Annotated in this window: 18 protein-coding genes; 6 read left to right on the top strand and 12 right to left on the bottom strand. The window is 63.3% G+C overall.

Going from position 1 to position 18,609, the window contains the following annotated elements:
• Positions 1 to 13 precede the first annotated feature (13 nt).
• Together glxA and AC1TQG_RS22025 are read left to right on the top strand one after the other, a co-directional pair.
• Positions 14 to 1,963, top strand: a complete 1,950-nt coding sequence (gene glxA / locus AC1TQG_RS22030; RefSeq protein ID WP_482140252.1) for a radical copper oxidase GlxA — start codon at positions 14 to 16, stop codon at positions 1,961 to 1,963.
• A gap of 8 nt (positions 1,964 to 1,971) precedes the next feature.
• Positions 1,972 to 2,985, top strand: coding sequence for a glycoside hydrolase family 6 protein (locus tag AC1TQG_RS22025; protein WP_482140250.1), 1,014 nt, complete (start codon positions 1,972 to 1,974; stop codon positions 2,983 to 2,985).
• Positions 2,986 to 3,042: 57 nt separating this feature from the next.
• Here AC1TQG_RS22025 and AC1TQG_RS22020 read toward each other — a convergent pair whose 3' ends face one another.
• The 11 genes from AC1TQG_RS22020 to AC1TQG_RS21970 all read right to left on the bottom strand — a co-directional run bounded on the left by AC1TQG_RS22020 (position 3,043) and on the right by AC1TQG_RS21970 (position 13,518).
• Positions 3,043 to 4,539 carry an aldehyde dehydrogenase family protein gene (locus AC1TQG_RS22020; RefSeq protein WP_482140248.1) on the bottom strand — a complete coding sequence of 499 codons (1,497 nt, stop codon included), beginning with the start codon at positions 4,537 to 4,539 and terminating at the stop codon, positions 3,043 to 3,045.
• The gene (locus AC1TQG_RS22015; protein ID WP_482140246.1) at positions 4,536 to 5,456 is read right to left on the bottom strand and encodes an aromatic ring-hydroxylating dioxygenase subunit alpha; all 921 of its coding nucleotides are present in this window, start codon (positions 5,454 to 5,456) and stop codon (positions 4,536 to 4,538) included. Before AC1TQG_RS22015 ends, AC1TQG_RS22020 begins: the two co-directional genes overlap by 4 nt.
• On the bottom strand, positions 5,443 to 6,816 hold the full coding sequence (locus AC1TQG_RS22010; protein ID WP_482140244.1) for an amidohydrolase family protein: 1,374 nt from the start codon (positions 6,814 to 6,816) through the stop codon (positions 5,443 to 5,445). Before AC1TQG_RS22010 ends, AC1TQG_RS22015 begins: the two co-directional genes overlap by 14 nt.
• Complete coding sequence (locus AC1TQG_RS22005; protein WP_482140242.1) at positions 6,813 to 8,351, bottom strand: GMC family oxidoreductase; 1,539 nt, start codon at positions 8,349 to 8,351, stop codon at positions 6,813 to 6,815. The genes AC1TQG_RS22010 and AC1TQG_RS22005 overlap by 4 nt, the downstream gene beginning before the upstream one ends.
• A complete protein-coding gene (locus AC1TQG_RS22000; RefSeq protein ID WP_482140240.1) occupies positions 8,338 to 8,967 on the bottom strand; it encodes a thiamine pyrophosphate-dependent enzyme in 630 nt (209 codons plus the stop codon). The genes AC1TQG_RS22005 and AC1TQG_RS22000 overlap by 14 nt, the downstream gene beginning before the upstream one ends.
• Complete coding sequence (locus AC1TQG_RS21995; protein WP_482140238.1) at positions 8,964 to 9,464, bottom strand: thiamine pyrophosphate-binding protein; 501 nt, start codon at positions 9,462 to 9,464, stop codon at positions 8,964 to 8,966. The genes AC1TQG_RS22000 and AC1TQG_RS21995 overlap by 4 nt, the downstream gene beginning before the upstream one ends.
• Positions 9,465 to 9,487: 23 nt before the next feature.
• Positions 9,488 to 10,087: a glutathione S-transferase family protein gene (locus AC1TQG_RS21990; RefSeq protein ID WP_482140237.1), complete on the bottom strand. Its 600-nt coding sequence runs from the start codon at positions 10,085 to 10,087 to the stop codon at positions 9,488 to 9,490.
• Positions 10,084 to 10,773, bottom strand: a complete 690-nt coding sequence (locus tag AC1TQG_RS21985) for a Rieske 2Fe-2S domain-containing protein (RefSeq protein WP_482140235.1) — start codon at positions 10,771 to 10,773, stop codon at positions 10,084 to 10,086. Before AC1TQG_RS21985 ends, AC1TQG_RS21990 begins: the two co-directional genes overlap by 4 nt.
• A 33-nt stretch (positions 10,774 to 10,806) precedes the next feature.
• Entirely contained in the window at positions 10,807 to 11,034 is a 228-nt protein-coding gene (locus AC1TQG_RS21980; RefSeq protein WP_482140234.1) for a hypothetical protein, read from the bottom strand.
• Positions 11,035 to 11,043: 9 nt separating this feature from the next.
• A complete protein-coding gene (locus AC1TQG_RS21975) occupies positions 11,044 to 12,075 on the bottom strand; it encodes an ABC transporter substrate-binding protein (RefSeq protein WP_482140232.1) in 1,032 nt (343 codons plus the stop codon).
• Between the two features lie 87 nt (positions 12,076 to 12,162).
• Positions 12,163 to 13,518 carry an 8-oxoguanine deaminase gene (locus AC1TQG_RS21970; RefSeq protein WP_482140230.1) on the bottom strand — a complete coding sequence of 452 codons (1,356 nt, stop codon included), beginning with the start codon at positions 13,516 to 13,518 and terminating at the stop codon, positions 12,163 to 12,165.
• A gap of 367 nt (positions 13,519 to 13,885) precedes the next feature.
• Between AC1TQG_RS21970 and AC1TQG_RS21965 the strand changes: the two genes are divergently transcribed.
• Positions 13,886 to 15,049, top strand: a complete 1,164-nt coding sequence (locus AC1TQG_RS21965; RefSeq protein WP_482140228.1) for a DUF222 domain-containing protein — start codon at positions 13,886 to 13,888, stop codon at positions 15,047 to 15,049.
• Positions 15,039 to 15,323 carry a hypothetical protein gene (locus AC1TQG_RS21960; RefSeq protein WP_482140226.1) on the top strand — a complete coding sequence of 95 codons (285 nt, stop codon included), beginning with the start codon at positions 15,039 to 15,041 and terminating at the stop codon, positions 15,321 to 15,323. The genes AC1TQG_RS21965 and AC1TQG_RS21960 overlap by 11 nt, the downstream gene beginning before the upstream one ends.
• A gap of 63 nt (positions 15,324 to 15,386) precedes the next feature.
• On the opposite strand, the gene AC1TQG_RS21955 is transcribed toward AC1TQG_RS21960, so the two are convergent.
• A complete protein-coding gene (locus AC1TQG_RS21955) occupies positions 15,387 to 16,022 on the bottom strand; it encodes an alpha-ketoglutarate-dependent dioxygenase AlkB (protein WP_482140224.1) in 636 nt (211 codons plus the stop codon).
• Positions 16,023 to 16,235: 213 nt separating this feature from the next.
• On the opposite strand from AC1TQG_RS21955, the gene AC1TQG_RS21950 reads away from it, so the two are divergent.
• Positions 16,236 to 17,597 carry a hemolysin family protein gene (locus tag AC1TQG_RS21950; protein WP_482140222.1) on the top strand — a complete coding sequence of 454 codons (1,362 nt, stop codon included), beginning with the start codon at positions 16,236 to 16,238 and terminating at the stop codon, positions 17,595 to 17,597.
• Positions 17,590 to 18,609, top strand: a complete 1,020-nt coding sequence (locus AC1TQG_RS21945; protein ID WP_482140221.1) for a hemolysin family protein — start codon at positions 17,590 to 17,592, stop codon at positions 18,607 to 18,609. The genes AC1TQG_RS21950 and AC1TQG_RS21945 overlap by 8 nt, the downstream gene beginning before the upstream one ends.

Below are 18,609 nucleotides of genomic sequence, written 5' to 3'. Positions count from 1 at the left end.
CTGGAAACTGAATGTGAGCCTCACATCGGTGCTCAACTGGCGAACGGCGATCGGTGTCGGTGCGGTGCTCTTGCTGGCCGGGTTCTCTGCGCCGCCCGCGGCTGAGTTGATCCAGAATGTCAACAAGCACCGGCTCATCAACTCCGACGAGTACAAGGCTCGGCACGGCAAATGGGAGACCATCACCCTGCCCGGCGATCACAAGATCAATGCGGTGCACGCTGCGCTGCTCCCCTCGGGCCGAATACTGCTGATAGCCGGTTCGGGCAACGACCGGGAGAGTTTCGAAGCCGGGCAGTTCAGCACCGTCGTCTACGACCCGTCCGATGGGTACATCAAAGAGGTCAATACACCCGAGGACATGTTCTGCGCAGGCCACGCACATCTCGCGAACGGCAACCTGCTGGTGGCAGGCGGCACGCAAGGCTACGAGAAAGCGGCGAAAGACGTCACCAACGCCGGTGGCTACGTGACCATCCGAAATGAGACCCCCGGCAAGTCTTTTGTGGTCCCGAAGGGGACGACGCTGACGGGGCTGACAAGCGGGAAGCAGTATCGGTCGGATTCCGAGGTCCTTGTGCCCGCGGCGACGGTGAATCCGCGGAGTCGAAAGGTCTCGCCGACCGATCGAAATGTCTTTGTCGAAGCGGTGATTGCAGGCGCGCCCGGAGTGTCGCTGCAAGGCGAGGCCTACCGGGTGGAACTCGAGGGACTGACGGCGGCCGATCGGCGCAACCTGCACGGCTTCGCCCCGAAGATGACGCTGGACAAGAAGGAGTACCAGGGCACCCGGTACTCCTATGAGTTCAACCCGATCACCGAAGAATACGAGCGGGTCGGGGACATGAACTTCGCCCGCTGGTATCCGACACTGACCACGTTGCCGAACGGAACCGTCATCGCGCTGTCCGGGCTCGACAACTCGGGTCGAATCCTGGACGGACAGAACGAGATATACGATCCGAACACGAAACTGTGGTCTGAGCGCGGCAACCTGAAGAGATTCTTTCCGACCTACCCGGCGGTCTTCCAGACGGCACGTGATGACGAGCTGTTCTTCGCCGGACCGTCAACCGGTTGGGGGCCTGCGGACTCGGGCCGCGAGCCCGGTCTGTGGAATCTGAAGAACAACACGTTTGCGCCGGTACCCGGACTTCGAGATCCAGATCAGCTCGAGACCGGGTCGTCCACCTGGATCGGGCCGGTCAATGACCAGCGGCTGGTGGTCGTCGGTGGCGGAGGCATCGGGAACTCCCCGCTGTCCACGGAGAGAATTGACGTCATCGACCTCAAGAACCCAACTCCTCGGTTCGAGCCGTTCGGCGAGTTGGCGGACGGCACAAGGTATCCGAGCCTGGTTCCGCTGCCCTCGGGGGATGTGTTCATCACCGGGGGTTCCCGGGACTATAGGGGCGGCGGCGACAGCGACATCCTCAAGAGCTATGTGCTGAGCCCAGGCGGTGAGCTCACGGCGATGGCCGATCCGGGTGTCGGCCGTAACTATCATTCATCTGCGATTCTCCTGCCGAACGGGCAGATCCTGACGATGGGATCCGATCCGCTGTTCTCGGACAAAGACAACTCCGTGCCCGGTGAGTTCGAACAGCGACTGGAGGTCTATACCCCGGCGTATCTCTTCCGGCCGGATGGGAAGTCGGTGTCGCGTATCGCGATAACCGATGGTCCAACTAAGCTGCCGCTGGGAAAGTCCGGCACCTTCACGCTTGATCCGGGAACGGCACGTGCGCCGATCGCATCTGCCAGGTTGGTCCTTCCGGCCGCGACGACGCACGTCACCGACACCAATCAGCGGGTTGTCGACGTCGGATTCGTCCAGGACGGGAACAATGTCACCGTGACGCTGCCGACCGAAAGAGCCCTGCTGCCCAGGGGGAGCTACATGCTCTTCTTCAATGACACCGCAGGTGTTCCCGGCATTGCGAAATGGGTGCAGGTCGAGTGAATCAGGCAATGTCCTCGTTGATCGAAACGTACGTCGCATCGCCTGTGCGCCGGGGCATCGTGGTGGGGTCGGCTATCGGTGTGCTGCTGGTCACGGGATGCACCGGCGGGGCAGAGGGTGATCCTGTCGAGGGTTCAACGCCGTCCGAGCGTGCGGCACCGGCGCGTGCCGACTATTCGGTCCGGGTCGACCCGGGGTATTCCGCCGACCTGTTGGCAGCGGAAGGCTATGTCCCAGCGGAAAAACAGCAGTCCCTGAAGAATCTGATCGAGACCCCGGTGGCGGTATGGCTCTACTCCGAGGGCTCCGCGCAGACCGTTCGTGAGGTGTTGGACCGGTCAGCCGCGAACGGATCGGTGCCGGTTTTCGTGGCCTACAACATTCCCCAACGCGATGACGGTGGTCATTCGCAGGGAGGTAGCGCCTCGGCCACCTCGTACGTCGAGTGGATTTCGGGTATCAGCGGCGTGATCGGTCAGGGCGACGCGGTGATGGTATTGGAGCCGGACGCGCTGGCGCATCTGCCCGATCTACCGGAGGCCGATGCCGAAGACCGGGTCTCGATACTCGCGACAGCGCTGAAAGTCCTTACCGCGAATACGAATACCGCGGTCTACGTGGATGCGGGCAACAGTACGTGGCGCAGCCCGCAGGACACGGCAGACTTCCTCAAGCGGATCTCGGCGCACAACGTCGACATACCGGGTATCGCGCTGAACGTGGCGAACTATCGTCCGGAAGCGGAAACCGAGCAGTACGCCGCCGACGTTCAAAGCGCGTACGGGGCTGATCTTTTCGTGTTGATCGACAACTCGCGCAACGGTGCGCAGGGCACCGGAACCGAGTGGTGCAACCCGCCTACGCAAACTCTGGGTACGATCTCGGACAGATCATTCGACCCGGATGCGAAGGTCGAAGAAATGTACGTGAAGGTGCCTGGCGAGTCCGATGGACAATGCGGGATCAGCGACAAACCGGCCGGCGAGTTCGACGGGAACCTACTGGTGGCCCAATTGCCCTGAGCTTCACGGGTTGCCCTTGGCTTCACGGATTGCCGTGAGCCGAGGATTTTCGACCCCTCACACCATCATGCAGATCGTCTTCGACTCGAGGTAGTTGTCGAGGCCGGCCGCGCCGTTCTCCACACCCCAACCGGACTGCTTGTGGCCACCTTTGGGTAACTCGGGTGAGAAGTACGAGTGGCAGTTGATCCACACCGTTCCGGCCCGCACGTCCGCCGCCAGTCGATGTGCGGCACTGAAGTCGCGGGTCCACACACTGGCGGCGAGCCCGTATTCGGTGTCGTTGGCCCAGCCGAGGACCTCGTCGATGTCGTCGAACGCCGTCACCGCCACCACCGGTCCGAAGATCTCCTCGCGCATCAGCGCCATGTCCGGGCCGGCCCCGGTGATCACGGTCGGTCGGTAGAAGCTGCCTTCCCCGGACACGACGGTGCCGCCGGTGACGACTTCGGCTCCACCGGCCACGCCGTCGTCCACGTACTCGGCAACCCGCGCCCGGTGCGCCCGGCTGACGAGTGGACCGAGGTCGCTGGCCGGGTCGAGCCCGTGACCGAGCCGCATCGACGAGGCCGCTACCGCGAGACCGTCGACAAGTTCCTGATATGCGTTGCGCGCGACGTACACCCGCGAACCGGATACACAGACCTGTCCGGCATTGGCGAAGATGCCCCTGGCGACACCGGGGACCGTGATCGACATGTCGGCGTCGTTGAGTACGACCACCGGTGACTTGCCACCGAGTTCCAGCGTGAGCCGGGTGAGGTTTGTGCCACCGGCGCCTGCCACCAGCTTCTTTCCGACCTCGGTGGACCCGGTGAACGTCACCTTGTCGACACCGGGGTGTTGTGCCAGCGCTCGCCCGACCTCGCCGTCACCGGTGACGATGTTCACCGCTGCTGCCGGAAAGCCCGCGGCGACAATCAATTCGCCGAGCCGGATGGCGGTGAGACTGGTGTCTTCGGCGGGTTTGAGCACCACGGTGCAGCCGGCCGCCAGAGCAGGCGCGAGCTTCATCGCCGCCATCAACAGTGGAGAGTTCCATGGCACGATCGCCGCGACGACCCCGATGGGCTCGCGTACGGTGTGCGCCATCACCTTCCGGCCCTCCGGCTGGTACGTGATCGACGGATTGATGGTGGTTCCCGAGATCTTGTTCGCATAGCCGGCGTAGTACCGGAACTGTTCTGCTGCCGAGGGTATCTCGGCGAAACGGGACGTGGCCCACGTCTTGCCCTGGTCTAGGGTCTCGAGTTCGGCCAATTCGTCGGCGTGCTCATCGATCATGTCTGCCAAGCGCCACAACAGTTTTCCGCGTGCGGTCGGGGTGCACTTGGCCCACTGCCCGATCAATGCCTCGCGGGCCGAGCGCACTGCCTGGTCGACGTCAGCGGCGGATGCACAGCCGATCTCGGCGAGTAGCTCACCTGAGGCCGGGTCGCGGCTCTCGAATACGCCGTTGCCTGCCGGAACCCATTCACCGCCGATCAGCAGTGCTTTGGGTGAGGCACTCAGGAACTCGACACTGTGGCGAGGAATAGTGGTCGGGGTGCTCATGCGTCTGCTCCTCGGCGGCTGCGGGCGGGTGGAAAGGGGAGGGCGCCGTATCGCAGGCCCTTCGCCTTGAGCCAGCGTCGATAGGTGATGGATGAACCGTCTGCCCGGGTGGGGATTTCGTCGCGCGGATCGAGCGGGAGCAACAGCGGACGCTGATTCTCGACGATGATGCGATCCTGTAGGAAGATCGTCTGCTCGAAGTGGAGCAGATCGATGAAGGAGGCCTCCTGATCGACCAGGTACATCACAGGCTGTGCACGACAAAGGGTTTGGGTGATCGGCTGGATGAACAGAGCGATCGCGTCCTGCCGGGTCGGGTCGGCCGGTGACACCCGATAGAGCACCACCAGATACGGCGCAGGCACCCGGTAGGACAGCTGCGCGAACGCGCCCTCGGAACTCGCGCTGACCTGAGGCTGGAAGAACGTGCAGTTGGTGGCCCACACCTCGTCGGTGTCGCGACGGATCTCCGACTCGTACTTGGCCACCTCGGTATTCGATTCACCGCCGAGGATCCCGGGATGCACAAACGGGAAATGCGCCATGTCGAGGAAGTTCTCCACCACCCGGCCGGGTGAGGTCCGCATCGTGATCCATCCACAAGGCACGTAGCGCCGATCGGGTTCCAGTGATTCGGGGAGATCGAAGATGTCGCCGGCCGGGGTGCCGAGCGTGGTCCAGACGAACCCGTATCGCAGGCGGACGGGCAGCTCGACATCGTCGGCCTGCACCAGTGGAACATCGGGATCATCCGCCATGCAGATCAATTCGACACCGAGGAGACGTGTGGTGATGGCACCGTCACCGAGTTCGGTGCGGGCGCACACCGCATACCACTGGTCGAGAACCACCGGGTCGTCACAGCGCCCGTCGTCGCTGCGGCCGTCATCATTGTGGACATCGTCATTCGTGGGCACCGAAGACCCCTTCCAGATCGTCGTGCTCGGCTAGCCAGTCGGCCCGCCGTTTGAACAGGCCAGGGACGACACCCCGAGCGCGGGCGATGATGTCCGGCAGGTCCTGTGACACCAGCTGTCCGTCGCGCACCACGACCTGACCGTCGATCATCGTCAGGTCCACATCCGAGCCGCGCACGGCGTGGACCAGGTTGTGCTGAAGGTTGAAATAGGGTCCATGGGGAAAGAACGGGGTCATTCGCGGGGTGTCGGTGCGGACGGCGATCAGATCGGCCTTCTTCCCCGGCTCCAGCGAGCCGATGTCGGCGTCCAGGCCGAGACCACGGGCACCGTTGATGGTGGCCATCTCGATCACCTTCCAGCTGTCAAGGGCGGCGGCATCCCCACTCGAGAGTTTCGCGAGAAGGGAGGCTGCCTTCATCTCCTCGAACATGTCGAGGTTGTTGTTCTCCTTCTCCCCGTCGGTACCCAGCCCGACGGTCACACCGGCGGCAAGTAGGCGTTCGATCGGTGCCACGCCGCTCGCCAGTTTCATGTTGCTCACCGGGTTGTGGACCACGGCGACACCACGCTGGGCGAGCAACGCGATCTCGTCGTCGTCGAGCCAGACAGCGTGCGCGAGCATGGTGCGCGGGACGTCGAAGAATCCGAGTCGCTCCATCGCCATCATGGGCCGACTGCCGTATCGCTTGTCGAACTCCGCGATCTCGATCTCGGATTCGCTGCAGTGTGTGTAGAACCCGGTGTCGTAGTCCCGTGCCATGTCGATGGCCCGGCGCTGCCCGGCGGCGTCGGCATAAAAGACATGCTCGAGTCCGACCCAGACCGACACCCGGCCGTTCGCCGCACCCTGACTGTGTTGCAGCAGCTGCTCGTTGTCGTCGAGGGTGTCGAAGTAGTCGAATTCGGGGTGCGCGCCCACGTAATTGACTGTGACAAGCCGGTTCCCGACCCCGGTGGCGGCGGCGACGCTGCCATGCATGTGCCGCCACATGTCGACGACGGTGGTGGTGCCCGCCAGCACACTTTCTGCGTAACAGAGCCAGGACGCCGCCTCGGCTTCGGCGGCGGTGACGACCCGGTGCATGGGGTCGATGTGCACGCGGAGCCATTCCCAGACCGGTAGCGCCTCGGCGGTTCCGCGCAGCAGCCCGGAGTGGCTGTGCGAGTTGATGAGTCCGGGCATCAGGAGGCGTCCGGGCAGCGCGGTCACCTGCGCCTCGGGATATTCGGCGGTGAGCTGACCGGTGGGTCCGACGGCGATGATCCGGTTACCGTCCACCAGTACCGCGCCATCGGGGATCACGGTGCGGGCGGCGTCCACGGTGACCACGGCGTCGGCGGTGAGAAGAGTGCTCATGCGGCGTTCCTTCCGGCGATCAGATCTGCCGCGCGCTCGGCGAGCGCGACGACGGGGGCATTGGTGTTGCACGAGGGCAATGTGGGGATCACCGAGGCATCCACCACGCGCAGGTTCTCGACCCCGTACACCCGCAGTTCGGGGTCGACCACGGCTCCGGCGCCGGTACCCATCGCGCAGGTGCCCGCCGTGTGGAAGAACGTCGAACAACTCATTCGCACGAACGCTGCGCGCTCGGCGCCGGTGAGACGACGATCAGGTGCGATCGGTCGCTCGATCAGTGCTCGGTAGGGCGCGGTCTCGGCCAGATCCATGATCGTGTCGAGTCCGGCGACCAAGGCCGCCAGGTCACGAGGGTCGGACAGATACCGCGGATCGATCTCCGGTGCGATTGCCGGGTCGGCGGACCGTAGGGTCAACTGTCCGACACTGTGCGAGCGCATCAGGCCAGGCGAGACCGCGAACACGTCGTCAGATGTTGAAAGGCTGTACTTCGCAGCGACTTCGGGCGTCGCGTGTGGTCCCTGTACGACAAAGGCATGCAGGTCGGGGAGCGCCTGTTCCGGAGTCGAGGACCAGTTCAGGATGGCGCCACCGCCGTTGTCGCGCACCGGTCCCAACGGCAGACGGGCGGCGAAGTTCACACCCATCAGCAGTGGATGGTCCTGCAGATTCTGTCCCACGCCCGGCAGGGCACTTCGGACCCGAATACCGTGCGCCCGCAGTTGTTCGGGTTCGCCGATACCGGCAAGCAACAGTAGGTGGGGACTCGAGATCGCACCGGCGGACAGAATCACTTCGCGTTCGGCGCGAACCAGGGTTCCGCCAAGACGCACCCCGGAGCAACGTGCACCTTCGAATTCGAGAGCCCCGACGTGAGAGCCCGTCCGCACGGCCAGATTGGTCCGCTGCTCTGCGGGTCCCAGATACGCACGGGCCGTGCTCATCCGCCGACCGTTCGCGATCGTCAGATTTGCGAGCGAGGCGCCGTGGACGTCCTTGCCGTTCGAGTCGTGCAGGACCGGGAAACCCAGTTCCGCAGCGGCACCGAGCAGCGCTTCGGCGACCGGATGGGGGTTTTCAGGCGTGGTGATGGTCAGTGGTCCTGCGCTGCCGCGTAATTCGGACGCACCGCCTTCCCAGTCCTCGCAGCGGCGGAAGTAGGGGAGCATCGACTCCCAGTTCCACCCCTTCGCTCCGCTGTCCTCCCAGATGTCGTAGTCGCTGGGGTGTCCCCGATACCAGAGCATGGCGTTGATGCTGCTCGATCCGCCGAGTACCCGCCCGCGGGGTATGGGTATGGAGCGCCCGTCGACGTTCGGGTTGGGTGAATAGGCATATCCCCAGTCATATTTCCCGGACAACAACCTCGCCCAGCCGCCCGGCTCGTCGATCTCGGCGAGGCCGTCGTGGGTCGGCCCGGATTCCAGCAGGAGCACGGTGACCTCGGGATCTTCCGAGAGCCGGGACGCCAGAACACATCCCGCGGAGCCGCCGCCGACGACGATGTAGTCGAACGTCTCAGTTGTGTTCACTGGGCCCCATGATGGTGATCTCTTCGGTGGCCTCCACGTGCCGGACGAAGATGTATTTGTCTTCGCGGCCGTCACTGTGCTTGCGTTTGATCCCGGGCTCGACCACGCTCGAGACCTTCGCAACCAGGACGTACGGCTCGTCGGCCACCAGCCCTGCCGCGCAGTGCTGCTCGAACTCTTCGAGAGTTGTTGCGGTGTAGGAGTGTTCGATGCCTGCGCCACGGGCGATCGCCGCGATGCTCACGATGCCCTTGGAGGTGTGCGTCGGTGGGCCCCCGATGGACTGGTAGCACTCGTTGTCCCACACCACGGTGAAGAGATTGCGGGGACGTTCGTTGGCAAGTGTTGCGAGTATGCCGAGGTTGAAGAGCATTCCACCGTCGGTGTCGAGGGAGATGATGCGCCGGTGTGGCAAGCCGACCGCGAGTCCGAATGCCTGTGGGGTGACGCATCCGAGTTGCTGTTGAAACAGGCTGGCGCTGCGCATGTGGGGTGCGGCGTTGTACCACTCGTCCACGCTGGCGCCGAGCGAGACGATCACCAGTTCGTCCGACAGTTTGTCGGCGAGGAGCTTCATGCAATCGAAGCGTGTCATGTTCGCTGTCGAGTCGTTCATCGGACCAGACCTCCGCCCAGAGCAATTGCCGAATGATGGTATGCCGCATAAGACCATTCGAAGGCGTCGTGAATCGCCCGCTCGATCTGGTCTTCTTCCCGCACGATGCGGTAAGGGATCCGCAGCGCATCGAGGATGGGTTCCATCGTGATGCCGTGCGGGACCGCCCACCAGTTGTTCTCACCGAGTTCGCCGCGGTAGCTCATGAGCATGATCACCGGGATCCCGGCGCCCAGGCCCATGCGGGCGAGCGGTTCCACCGAGGCGCGCAGCCCCGAGTTCTCCATGATCAGAGCGGCTCGTTTGCCCGAGAGGAAGATGCCGCCGCAGATGGCGGCACCCTCACCCTCGTTGGTGACCTGGATCGTGCGGATGTCGGGGTCGGCGTCCAGGGCCGGATAGAGCTCCTTGAACAGGGAGTCGGGGAGATAGCAGACGGTGCTCACGCCGGCCTTCTTGAGGCCACGGATCACCGCGTCTACGGCGCTTTGTTGCATGGCAAGCCTTTTCTTCTCGGGTGTCAGGGGAAGACGGGGATGCCGGGCATCGCGATGAAGCCAGGCAGTGACTGCATGCGCCGCATCCACCACCGCAGCGCCGGATAGCGCCCGCGGTCGATGCCGATATCCCGGGTGAGGGCCCCGCCGGCGAACAGTGCGATGTCGGCGATGCTGGGATGTGGGCCGATGACCCAGTGATTGTCGATCCGTTGCAGCGCGAGGTGGTCATCGAGTTGTTGCACAGCCACTTTCGCCCGGGCGACGGCCTGATCCAGCGGGTCGGTGCTGTAGAGGGCGAGATCGCGCGCCGCAGTGATCGTGCCGAATGCGTTGGCACAGAAATCGAGCCAGTGGGTGAGCCGAGAGCCGTCCACGGATTCTCCAGACGCCCAGGTGGTGTCGGTCGCGAACTCCGTCGCCAGATACAGCAGGGCGTTCTCGGCGCCGCGTATGGTGCGGTCGCCATGGCGCAGAGCAGGCACTTCTGTTGCAGAGCCGGGGGGCAGCGGATAGCAGTTCACGGGTACTTTTGCATACTCGATACCGAGTAGCGCCAGCCCGAGCCGCACCTTGTAGCAGTCGAGATCGAGTTCGAAGTCATCGAGCAGCAACTCACTCACGATGCCACCGCCGCAGGTGCATTCATCTCATCGCGAAATGCATGTGCCCACAAGATGATCTGGCGTACCAGAGCCGAGTCGGCACCGACGACACAGATGTGGATCACGGTTGTGTTCTCGTTGTGGACCTGGATACCGATGACGAGCTCGTGGCCGTCGACGGTCATGTGGACGAGGTTGTCCGCATGTTGCATGTTGTCCGTACGTGAGGCGAGGGATTCCAGGACCCGGGGGACCGCGGCGTCGATGTACACCGAACATGCCGGCGTCGCAGAGTATTCCGGCGGCATATCCGGGGCGCATTCGATCTCGCCTCTGGTGGCACCGGATCGGCCGTCCAGCCACACCATCCCGTAACGTTCGGTGACGCGGTATCTGTCCGCGCGGACCGAGCTCGGTGGATCGACATCAGGATGGGCGGGTATGTGCCGGCATCCTCCCGCGGATTCGTATTCCCAACCGTGGTAAAGGCATACGAGCCGATTCTCGCGGACGAAACCCAGGCTCAGACGCATGCCGCGATGCGGGCAACGGTCGGCCCACGCATGGACGAGTCCGTCGCCTCCCCGCCACAGTGCGATGCCGTCGCCGCCCAGCGTCGTGTCTGTCGCCGAGCCAGAAGGCACGTCGCGGCTCAGCGCGACCGGTGCCCAACCCGAGGACAGGGTCGGTTGAGATGGGAGCATCTCGGTGATTCCTTTCTCTTGCGTTGCTCGTGTTCAGTCGAGGTGGGCGACGTCGTGGACAACGCTGCTTCCGGGCGCGAGTTCGCAGGCCATCTCGAAGGCTCCGACGAGGTCGTGTTGGCCGCTCACCCGCACGACGATCCGATGCGGGGCGGCTTCCAGTACCACCGCGTCCACGTCGAGAACTTCGGCTCGCGCGATGATGAAGTCGCAGAATGTATCCGGCATCAGATCTCCACTCAGGATCAGGGTTGCCGCCATGTCCGTCACTCAGATCATGTCGAGGATCTTGGTGGTGAACAGCTGATCCGCGGTCACGTCGATCCCGTTCGCGGACAACGTGGCGATGTTCTTCTCGATCAAGGCCGGTGGCAGGGTGAGCAGTCCGCCGGCATCGGTGTCGGGTGTGACCATGATCTGCGGCAGGGTCTGCGACTCGAGCAATTGCTGTGCGCGGTCGAAGCCCTGGTCTTTGCCGAAGACGTTGAGGGTCAGATCGGTGCCGAGAGCAGGATCGGCCACGTTTGCCTGCCATCCGAGTCGTTCCGACCGAAGGAATCCGGCGAGCATCTCGGGATTCGTCTCGACGGTCTCGGTCTTGGCGAAGTAGACACCCGAGAACACCGCATAGCCGAAGTCGGCGAACAGGAAGGTGTTGGTGTCAATGCCTTTGGCCTCGAGTTGGGTGGGCTCGTTGATGACAAAGACGACCTGGCCGTCCACCTCCCTGTTGACCACGGGCGCGGGATCGAACTGCACCGGAACGACCTCGATACTGTCCGGGTCGATGTTGTTGATCTGCAACAACAGGTTGAACGACGTCTCATTGAGTGCGGCCACACCGATCTTCTTTCCGATCATCTCCTGCGGGGAATTGATGGGAGAGTCCGCGAGAGACAGGATGCAGAAGGGACTCTTCTGGAAACGGGTGCCGAAGACCTTGAGATCGGCGCCCTGGGTGATCGCGTTGGCGACCACATCGGCGTTGCTTCCACCGACCGCTGCCTTGCCGGACATCACCACGGTGTCAGGACTGACGTTGGGGCCACCGTTGAGGAAGCCCACCTTGAGCTTGTTGTTCGCGTACAGGCCGGTGTCAGAGGCGATCCAGCTACCCGAGTGTTCGGTGGTCGGCAGCCAGCTGAGCTGGTAGTCGATGGAAGTGGTGCCGTCGGCCGCCACCGAAGTCGACGAATCGGAGCAGGCCGTGAGCAGCGTGGGTCCGCCGAGGGCGATTGCTCCGAGACCGAGACCGCCCTTGAGCAGACTGCGGCGGGACAGCGAGAATCCTGCGTGGGACATGGGGTTCTCCTTGTGGTGAAGACGTGTGCGGGGAGGGGCACTTGCGGTTGGCATCGGGAAGTGTGTGGCGAGACCGAGAGACCGGTCTCAGGTCAGGACGGCCGTTTGCATTCGCGTGGCGATACGGCGATGTTCACGCAACATATCGGGCAAGGCCGCAGATACCGGTTGTCCCTCGTCGACAACAACTTTGCCGTTCACGACGGTTGTCCATGCACGTGCGGGACCGCAGCGAAGTAATGCCTCAACGGGATCGGAGAGTGCTCCGGCCAAGGACACCGGGTCGAGGTGCCACGCGACCAGATCGGCGAGGGATCCCACTGTGAGCCGCCCCAGTTCGTCGCCCCATCCGAGGCATTGCGCCGAGCCGACGGTGGCGATATCGAGGGCATCGCGGGCCGTCATCGCGGTAGGTCCACCCTGGAACCTGGCCAGTAGCAGGGCGGTTCGCGCCTCTAGCCACATCGAGGCGTGATCGGTGGACGCCGAGCCGTCGCAACCGAGACCAACGGCCATACCGTGCTCACGAAGGGTTCGGACCTTGGCGGTTCCGCCGCCGATCAACATATTCGAACTGGGACAGTGGGCAACGCCGACGCCTGCCGACGCCAACCGCCGGGCCTCGACATCGCTGGGAAAGATGAAGTGCGCCACCCATGACCGAGGTCCGGCCCAGCCCACGTCCTCGAAGTGCTCGACCGGCGTACGGCCGTACTTTTCCAGGCAGTAGGTGTGCTCGTCGGTGTCCTCGGCTAGGTGCGTGTGCATGCGGACATCGTGTTTCTCGGCCAGCTCGGCGGTGGCACGCATGAGCGTGTCATCGACCGAGAAGGGTGAACACGGTGCGAGACCGATACGTGTCATCGCGCCCGGTTTTGGGTCGTGGTACCGCTTGATCAGGCGTTCGGAGTCCTCGAGGATTGCCTCAGCGGTCTGCGTGACGCTGTCCGGCGGAAGCCCACCGTCCTTGACGGACAACGACATCGATCCGCGAGTCGGGTAGAACCGGAAGCCGATGTCATTGGCCGCGCGGATCTGGGCATCGATCAGATTGGGTCGTGGGTGCACATAGAGGTGATCGGTGGACGTGGTGCAGCCGCCGAGCAGCAACTCGGTGAGCCCGATGTACGTCGACACGTACACCGCTTCCTCATCGAGCATCGACCAGATCGGATAAAGACCCGTAAGCCAGTCGAACAGCGAACCGTTTACCACAGGACCGTAGGAACGGGTCAGATTCTGATAGATGTGATGATGGGTGTTGATCAGGCCAGGAGTCACCAATCGTCCGCCCAGAGAGCGGATTTCGATCGCTTCGGGCTCGGTCCCGGCGGATCCGAAGGCGGCTACGCGGCCGTCCGACACCGCTAGCCAGGCGTCAGTGAGTTCGTTACCCGGCTCCAGCATGAGATGTCCGATATCACGAAAAAGCAGGTCGTACATTCAATCCTCCAGTGTGCCAGACAACTTTCGTCTGTGATGGCCCTCGCGCCCACCACTGGAGGTGAATGTCCTCTTCTGGAGGGGAGCTCCAGATCGTGTCCGGCGATGCCGGGCGGACTGTTCCGGCTCAATCGTTCTGGCCGGTAGTTCCTGAAGTTACGGTTGCCGTTTGTCTTTGGTGAAACGGCGATGTTAACGCTGCGTAACCGGTTTGGGCACAGGGTGGCGGTTAAGCGGAACCGGTTGATGGGTTGTACGCCCTTCGCTGCCCGCGCCTAGGCCTCCACGCGATTCGAACAAACATTCGACATATCGTGTCATCCGGGGTATCCTGGTTGAAAGCTAGCGATCAGATGTGCTGGGGGGCATGATGACTGACGATCCGTCTGACGAGGTTGCGGTTGGTTCTTCTTCGGTTCCGGTGTTGGTGCGCAAATATCTCGAGTTGGAGTTGCTGGTTGCCGATATCGCGGACTGCACTGATTCCGATATGTCCGATGCGGAAGTCAATGAGCTTGTGCGGGTGCATGAACGGATCGCCCGTAAGCTCGAGCTCACCGGGCTGCGACACTTGTTGGTGGTCTCGGATCGGTCATCGTTTTCGAAGGCCGGGTATTCATCACTGTTTGGTTTCACCCGTGGCGAGTTGCGGCTGACCAAAGGCCAAACCATGTCCAGGATCCGCGGCCTGGAAGCTGTCGGCCGATTCCACACGATGCAGGGCGAAGAGCTGGCACCGAAATGCCCTGCCGCCGAACAAGCCTGGTCCCAAGGGTTGATCGGCGCCTCGCACATGGATGTGATGCTGGATGTACGCAAACAGATCCCCTCAGCTGCTGATCCGGCCGTGTATGACGTGGTCGATCAGTGGATGACCGAAGAAGCCGTCGAGTCCGATCCGACCCGCCTGGCTGCAGCGGGCCGTCAAGTGTTGGCCCGGGTCGATCCCGATGGCCGGTTGACCGACGACAGTGATCGGGCCCGCAGACGCTCGGTGAGTATCGGCGATCAAGGTGTGGATCTGATGGCCAAAATCTCAGGCACCCTCGATCCAGAAACATTGGCATTGCTGACCACCGTGATGGATGTGTGGGCCGCAACGGGGATGAACAACCCTGCCGACCCCAACTCGCCCACCGGCGCGAGCGATGACCCCAAGCAAGATAAAGAGTTGATGAAGGCAGCCGCCGAACGTGACACCCGTTCGCGGGGCCAGATGCGTCACGACGCGCTCAAGGCAATCCTGAAGACCATTTTGGAATGCAACCTGCTCGGCAAGTCCCATCGGGGGTTGCCGGCGCAGATCATCATCACGATGACCAAACAACAACTCGAAGTGTGTGCCGGGATCGCGAAACCGCTTCCGGGGTGGATATTCCGGTCGGGGACGCACTGGAGTTGGCGACCCGGTCCGACAAATATCTCGCGGTGTTCGCTGACCACTCCGCTGAAGTCCTGTATCTGGGCCGGGCCAAACGGACTGCGCAGAAAGGTCAACGCCTGGCCCGCCGCATCACAAAATGATCGGTGATGGTCCGGATCAGTGGCAGACCATCATGATCACCGAGGGCCCCGACAAAGGACGGGTGGGGTGGATACCGCCGGTATCGGTGGACCCGGAACGCAAACCGCGGGTCAACCGCGCCCATCACGCCAACGAAACCATCGCAGCGGCCTGGCAGAAGACGCTGGCCGACCGCCAGGTGGCGCTGACGCAACACCTAGAGAAACTCACCCGAGATCATGGCAAAAAACCCGAACCCGAACCCGAACCTGACGCCGACGATCCCCAGCAAGTCGAATAGCGGCTATGGCGGATTTGTTTGGTGCTTCGTCGAGATGCGCCGCAAGTAGATCGCAGTCCCAGGCTACCAGACGCCTGGGGGACGGAACTGCACACTCACTCGAGGGCCGACGCCCGTGGTTTTCGGTACAGCGTGCTGCCAGGTGCGCTGACAGCTGCCGCCCATCACCAGCAGGTCGCCGTGGCCGAGTGTGAACTTCAGGGATGCGCCGCCGCCGATCGGGCGCAACAACAGTGCGCGTGGAGAACCCAGCGAGAGGATCGCAACCATGGTGTCTTCGGATTTGCCCCGGCCGATGGTGTCGCCATGCCAGGCGACGCTGTCATTGCCGTTGCGGTACAGGCACAATCCGGCCGAGGCGAATCCCTCCGGCAGCTCTGCGCGGTAGTGGTCCGTCAGAGAGTCGCGGCACGTGCCGAGCATCGGATGTGGACCATCGCCGGCGTCGCGGTATTGGTGGACCAGGCGGGGGACATCGAGGACGCGGTCGTACATCTGCCGTCTTTCGGCGCGCCACGGAACCTCTGCGTGCAGTCGGTCGAAGACCTCGTCGGCGCCGCTGACCCAGGCCGGTCGCAGATCGACCCAGGCGCCATCGGAGAGCTCGCGGCGGATCACGTTCCCCGGCAGCGGGTTCAGTGTGGGTATGGAGGTGTCGCTCAGATCCTCGAACAGCGACACCTGACGTCCGGGACTCATGGGTCGACTCTACCGCGATTAGAACATATGTACGACAAAATTCCGTATCCGGTATGCTAGAGCGCAGTTTATTTACGAACCCATTACCATTGGTGCCCGTCCGGGCGCAGTGGTATTGACCCGCTTAACCGCAGAAAGAGCCATGGCCAGCGCACCGCGCACAGATAGACCCTTCGACATTGACCTGACGGCCGAAGCGGGGTCGACTCCGCGTTGACGCTCGTGTCCATCGCTCTCGGCATCCTCGTTGTACTTCTCATCTCCGCGCTCACCGGCTATTTCGTTGCCCAAGAGTTCGCATATATGTCAGTTGACCGGTCGCGCCTCAAGGCGCGCGCCGAGGCCGGCGACATCAGTGCCGCTCGTGCGCTCACCGTTACGCGGCGCACTTCATTCATGCTCTCCGGAGCGCAGCTGGGCATCACTGTCACCGGCCTGCTCGTCGGCTACGTCGCCGAACCCCTCATCGGCAAGGGTGTGGGTGAACTGCTGGGTGGGGTGGGCATCCCGACCGGTGTCGGCATCGCGATCGGCGCGATCATCGCCGTCGCCTTCTCGACGCTGGTGCAGATGTTGTTCGGTGAACTGTTCCCGAAGAACCTCGCCATCGCGCGCCCGGAACCGGTCGCACGGTGGTTGGCGGTATCGACAACGCTGTACCTCCGGCTGTTCGGTTGGCTGATCTGGCTGTTCGACCAATCGTCGAATCTGCTTCTGCGTGCATTGCGGATCGAGCCGGTTCACGACGTCGAACACTCGGCGACCGCACGCGACCTCGAACACATCGTCGCGAACTCCCGGGATGCAGGCGAATTGCCTGCCGAGTTGTCGACATTGCTCGACCGGATCCTCGACTTCCCCACGCAGACAGCCGAACACGCGATGATCCCGCGGTCCAGGGTGGGCACGGTGCATGCCGACCTGCCGGTAGCCGATGTGGTGGAACTGATGGGTACCGGCCACACCCGGTATCCGGTGATCGGTTCGACGTCGGACGACCTATTGGGTGTGATCCACCTGCACGATCTGCTCGAGGACCCGACAACGGGGACCGCTTTGTCGCGTTCACGCCCGGCGGTGGTCGTGCCGACCACGTTGCCGCTCCCGCAGGTGCTGGCCCACCTGACCGAGGAATCCGATGCGATGGCACTGGTCGTCGACGAATACGGCGGTTTCTCCGGAATCATCACCGTCGAAGACATCGCCGAGGAGCTGGTCGGTGAGATCGCCGACGAGCACGATCCCGAAGGCGGTGCAGTCGTGGCGGGTAACGCCGAGGACGGCTGGACGATGCCCGGTGAACTGCACGTGGACGAGGTCGAGCGGATCGTTGGATACAGCCTGCCCGAAGGTGACTTCGAGACGCTGGCCGGTGCGGTTGTCGCCCAGTATGCCGGGCTGCCCGAGGTCGGAGAGCGCATCGAGATCGAACTCCAACCGGACCCGGCCGATCTGGCCAGTGATTCCGATGCTCCGGTACGCAAGCTGATCGCGGAAGTGACATCGATCGAATCGCATGTTCCCGCAACGCTCTTCGTGACGTTGACGGTGACGAAGGGAGTCGACGATGAGTAACCCCTGGGTCATCGTGGCCATCACGGTGGCGCTGATCGCCGCATCGGCATTTTTTGTCGCGGTGGAGTTCGCGTTGATCGCCGCTCGACGGCATCGACTCGAGGATGCGGCGCCGGACAGTCGAGCGGCGCGGGCGGCGTTGCGCAGTGCATCGGAGCTGTCGGTGCTTCTGGCCGGCTCGCAGCTGGGCATCACCGTCTGCACCCTCGCGTTGGGAGCGGTGACCAAACCGGCTGTGCACCATTGGCTCACCCCGATGTTCGACGGCTGGGGTGCCCCGCTGTGGCTCGCCGATGTTCTGGGATTCGTTCTCGCACTGCTTATCGTCACTTTTCTGCATCTTGTGGTGGGGGAGATGGCACCGAAATCATGGGCGATCGCACATCCCGAGAAGTCTGCAACCATGCTCGCGTTGCCGATGCGAGGATTCATGTGGCTCACGCGGCCGCTGCTGCTCACCCTGAACAGAATGGCGAACTGGCTCCTGGTGAAGGTTGGTGTGACGCCGGTGGATCAGGTTGACACAGGGCAGGATTCGGACGCGCTACGGCATCTCGTGGAACATTCGGCGACGGTGGGCACACTCGACGAGCGGTACCACGGCCAACTGGCGGTGGCTCTGGAACTCGAGAATCTGACCGTCGGTGAGCTGGTGAACCGAGGCATGGCACCGAGTTCCATCGATGTGGACGCTACTGCCGCCGACATCCGGGCGGCCGGATACGCCACAGGACACCTGCGGCTGCTGGTCAGCGGCATTGCCGGAATCGAAGGCGTGGTGCACGTTCGGGACAGCCTGACCGTGCCACCGATCACCACCGCCGGGGAGCTGATGCGGCCGGTGCTGACGCTGGATGCGGCAACCCCGGTCTACGAGGCACTGCAGACGATGCGTGAAACCCGCGGGCATCTGGCCGTGGTGACCGACGGGGCGCAGACCTGTGGCCTGCTGACCATGAACGACGTGGTGAAGAAACTGCTGCCGGCGCGGGGTGCCACCGCTGGTGCCTGA

Source organism: Williamsia sp. Y844 (genome assembly GCF_056786475.1).
Note: the sequence above shows the minus strand (reverse complement) of the source record. Positions and strands in the feature narration are given on the sequence as shown.

Coding starts and splice junctions, on each gene's coding strand:
- AC1TQG_RS22025 (WP_482140250.1), top strand. CDS start 1,972: ATGTCCTCGTTGATCGAAACGTACGTCGCATCGCCTGTGCGCCGGGGC.
- AC1TQG_RS22020 (WP_482140248.1), bottom strand. CDS start 4,539: ATGAGCACCCCGACCACTATTCCTCGCCACAGTGTCGAGTTCCTGAGT.
- AC1TQG_RS22010 (WP_482140244.1), bottom strand. CDS start 6,816: ATGAGCACTCTTCTCACCGCCGACGCCGTGGTCACCGTGGACGCCGCC.
- AC1TQG_RS22000 (WP_482140240.1), bottom strand. CDS start 8,967: ATGAACGACTCGACAGCGAACATGACACGCTTCGATTGCATGAAGCTC.
- AC1TQG_RS21995 (WP_482140238.1), bottom strand. CDS start 9,464: ATGCAACAAAGCGCCGTAGACGCGGTGATCCGTGGCCTCAAGAAGGCC.
- AC1TQG_RS21985 (WP_482140235.1), bottom strand. CDS start 10,773: ATGCTCCCATCTCAACCGACCCTGTCCTCGGGTTGGGCACCGGTCGCG.
- AC1TQG_RS21980 (WP_482140234.1), bottom strand. CDS start 11,034: ATGGCGGCAACCCTGATCCTGAGTGGAGATCTGATGCCGGATACATTC.
- AC1TQG_RS21975 (WP_482140232.1), bottom strand. CDS start 12,075: ATGTCCCACGCAGGATTCTCGCTGTCCCGCCGCAGTCTGCTCAAGGGC.
- AC1TQG_RS21970 (WP_482140230.1), bottom strand. CDS start 13,518: ATGTACGACCTGCTTTTTCGTGATATCGGACATCTCATGCTGGAGCCG.
- AC1TQG_RS21965 (WP_482140228.1), top strand. CDS start 13,886: ATGATGACTGACGATCCGTCTGACGAGGTTGCGGTTGGTTCTTCTTCG.
- AC1TQG_RS21960 (WP_482140226.1), top strand. CDS start 15,039: ATGATCGGTGATGGTCCGGATCAGTGGCAGACCATCATGATCACCGAG.
- AC1TQG_RS21955 (WP_482140224.1), bottom strand. CDS start 16,022: ATGAGTCCCGGACGTCAGGTGTCGCTGTTCGAGGATCTGAGCGACACC.
- AC1TQG_RS21945 (WP_482140221.1), top strand. CDS start 17,590: ATGAGTAACCCCTGGGTCATCGTGGCCATCACGGTGGCGCTGATCGCC.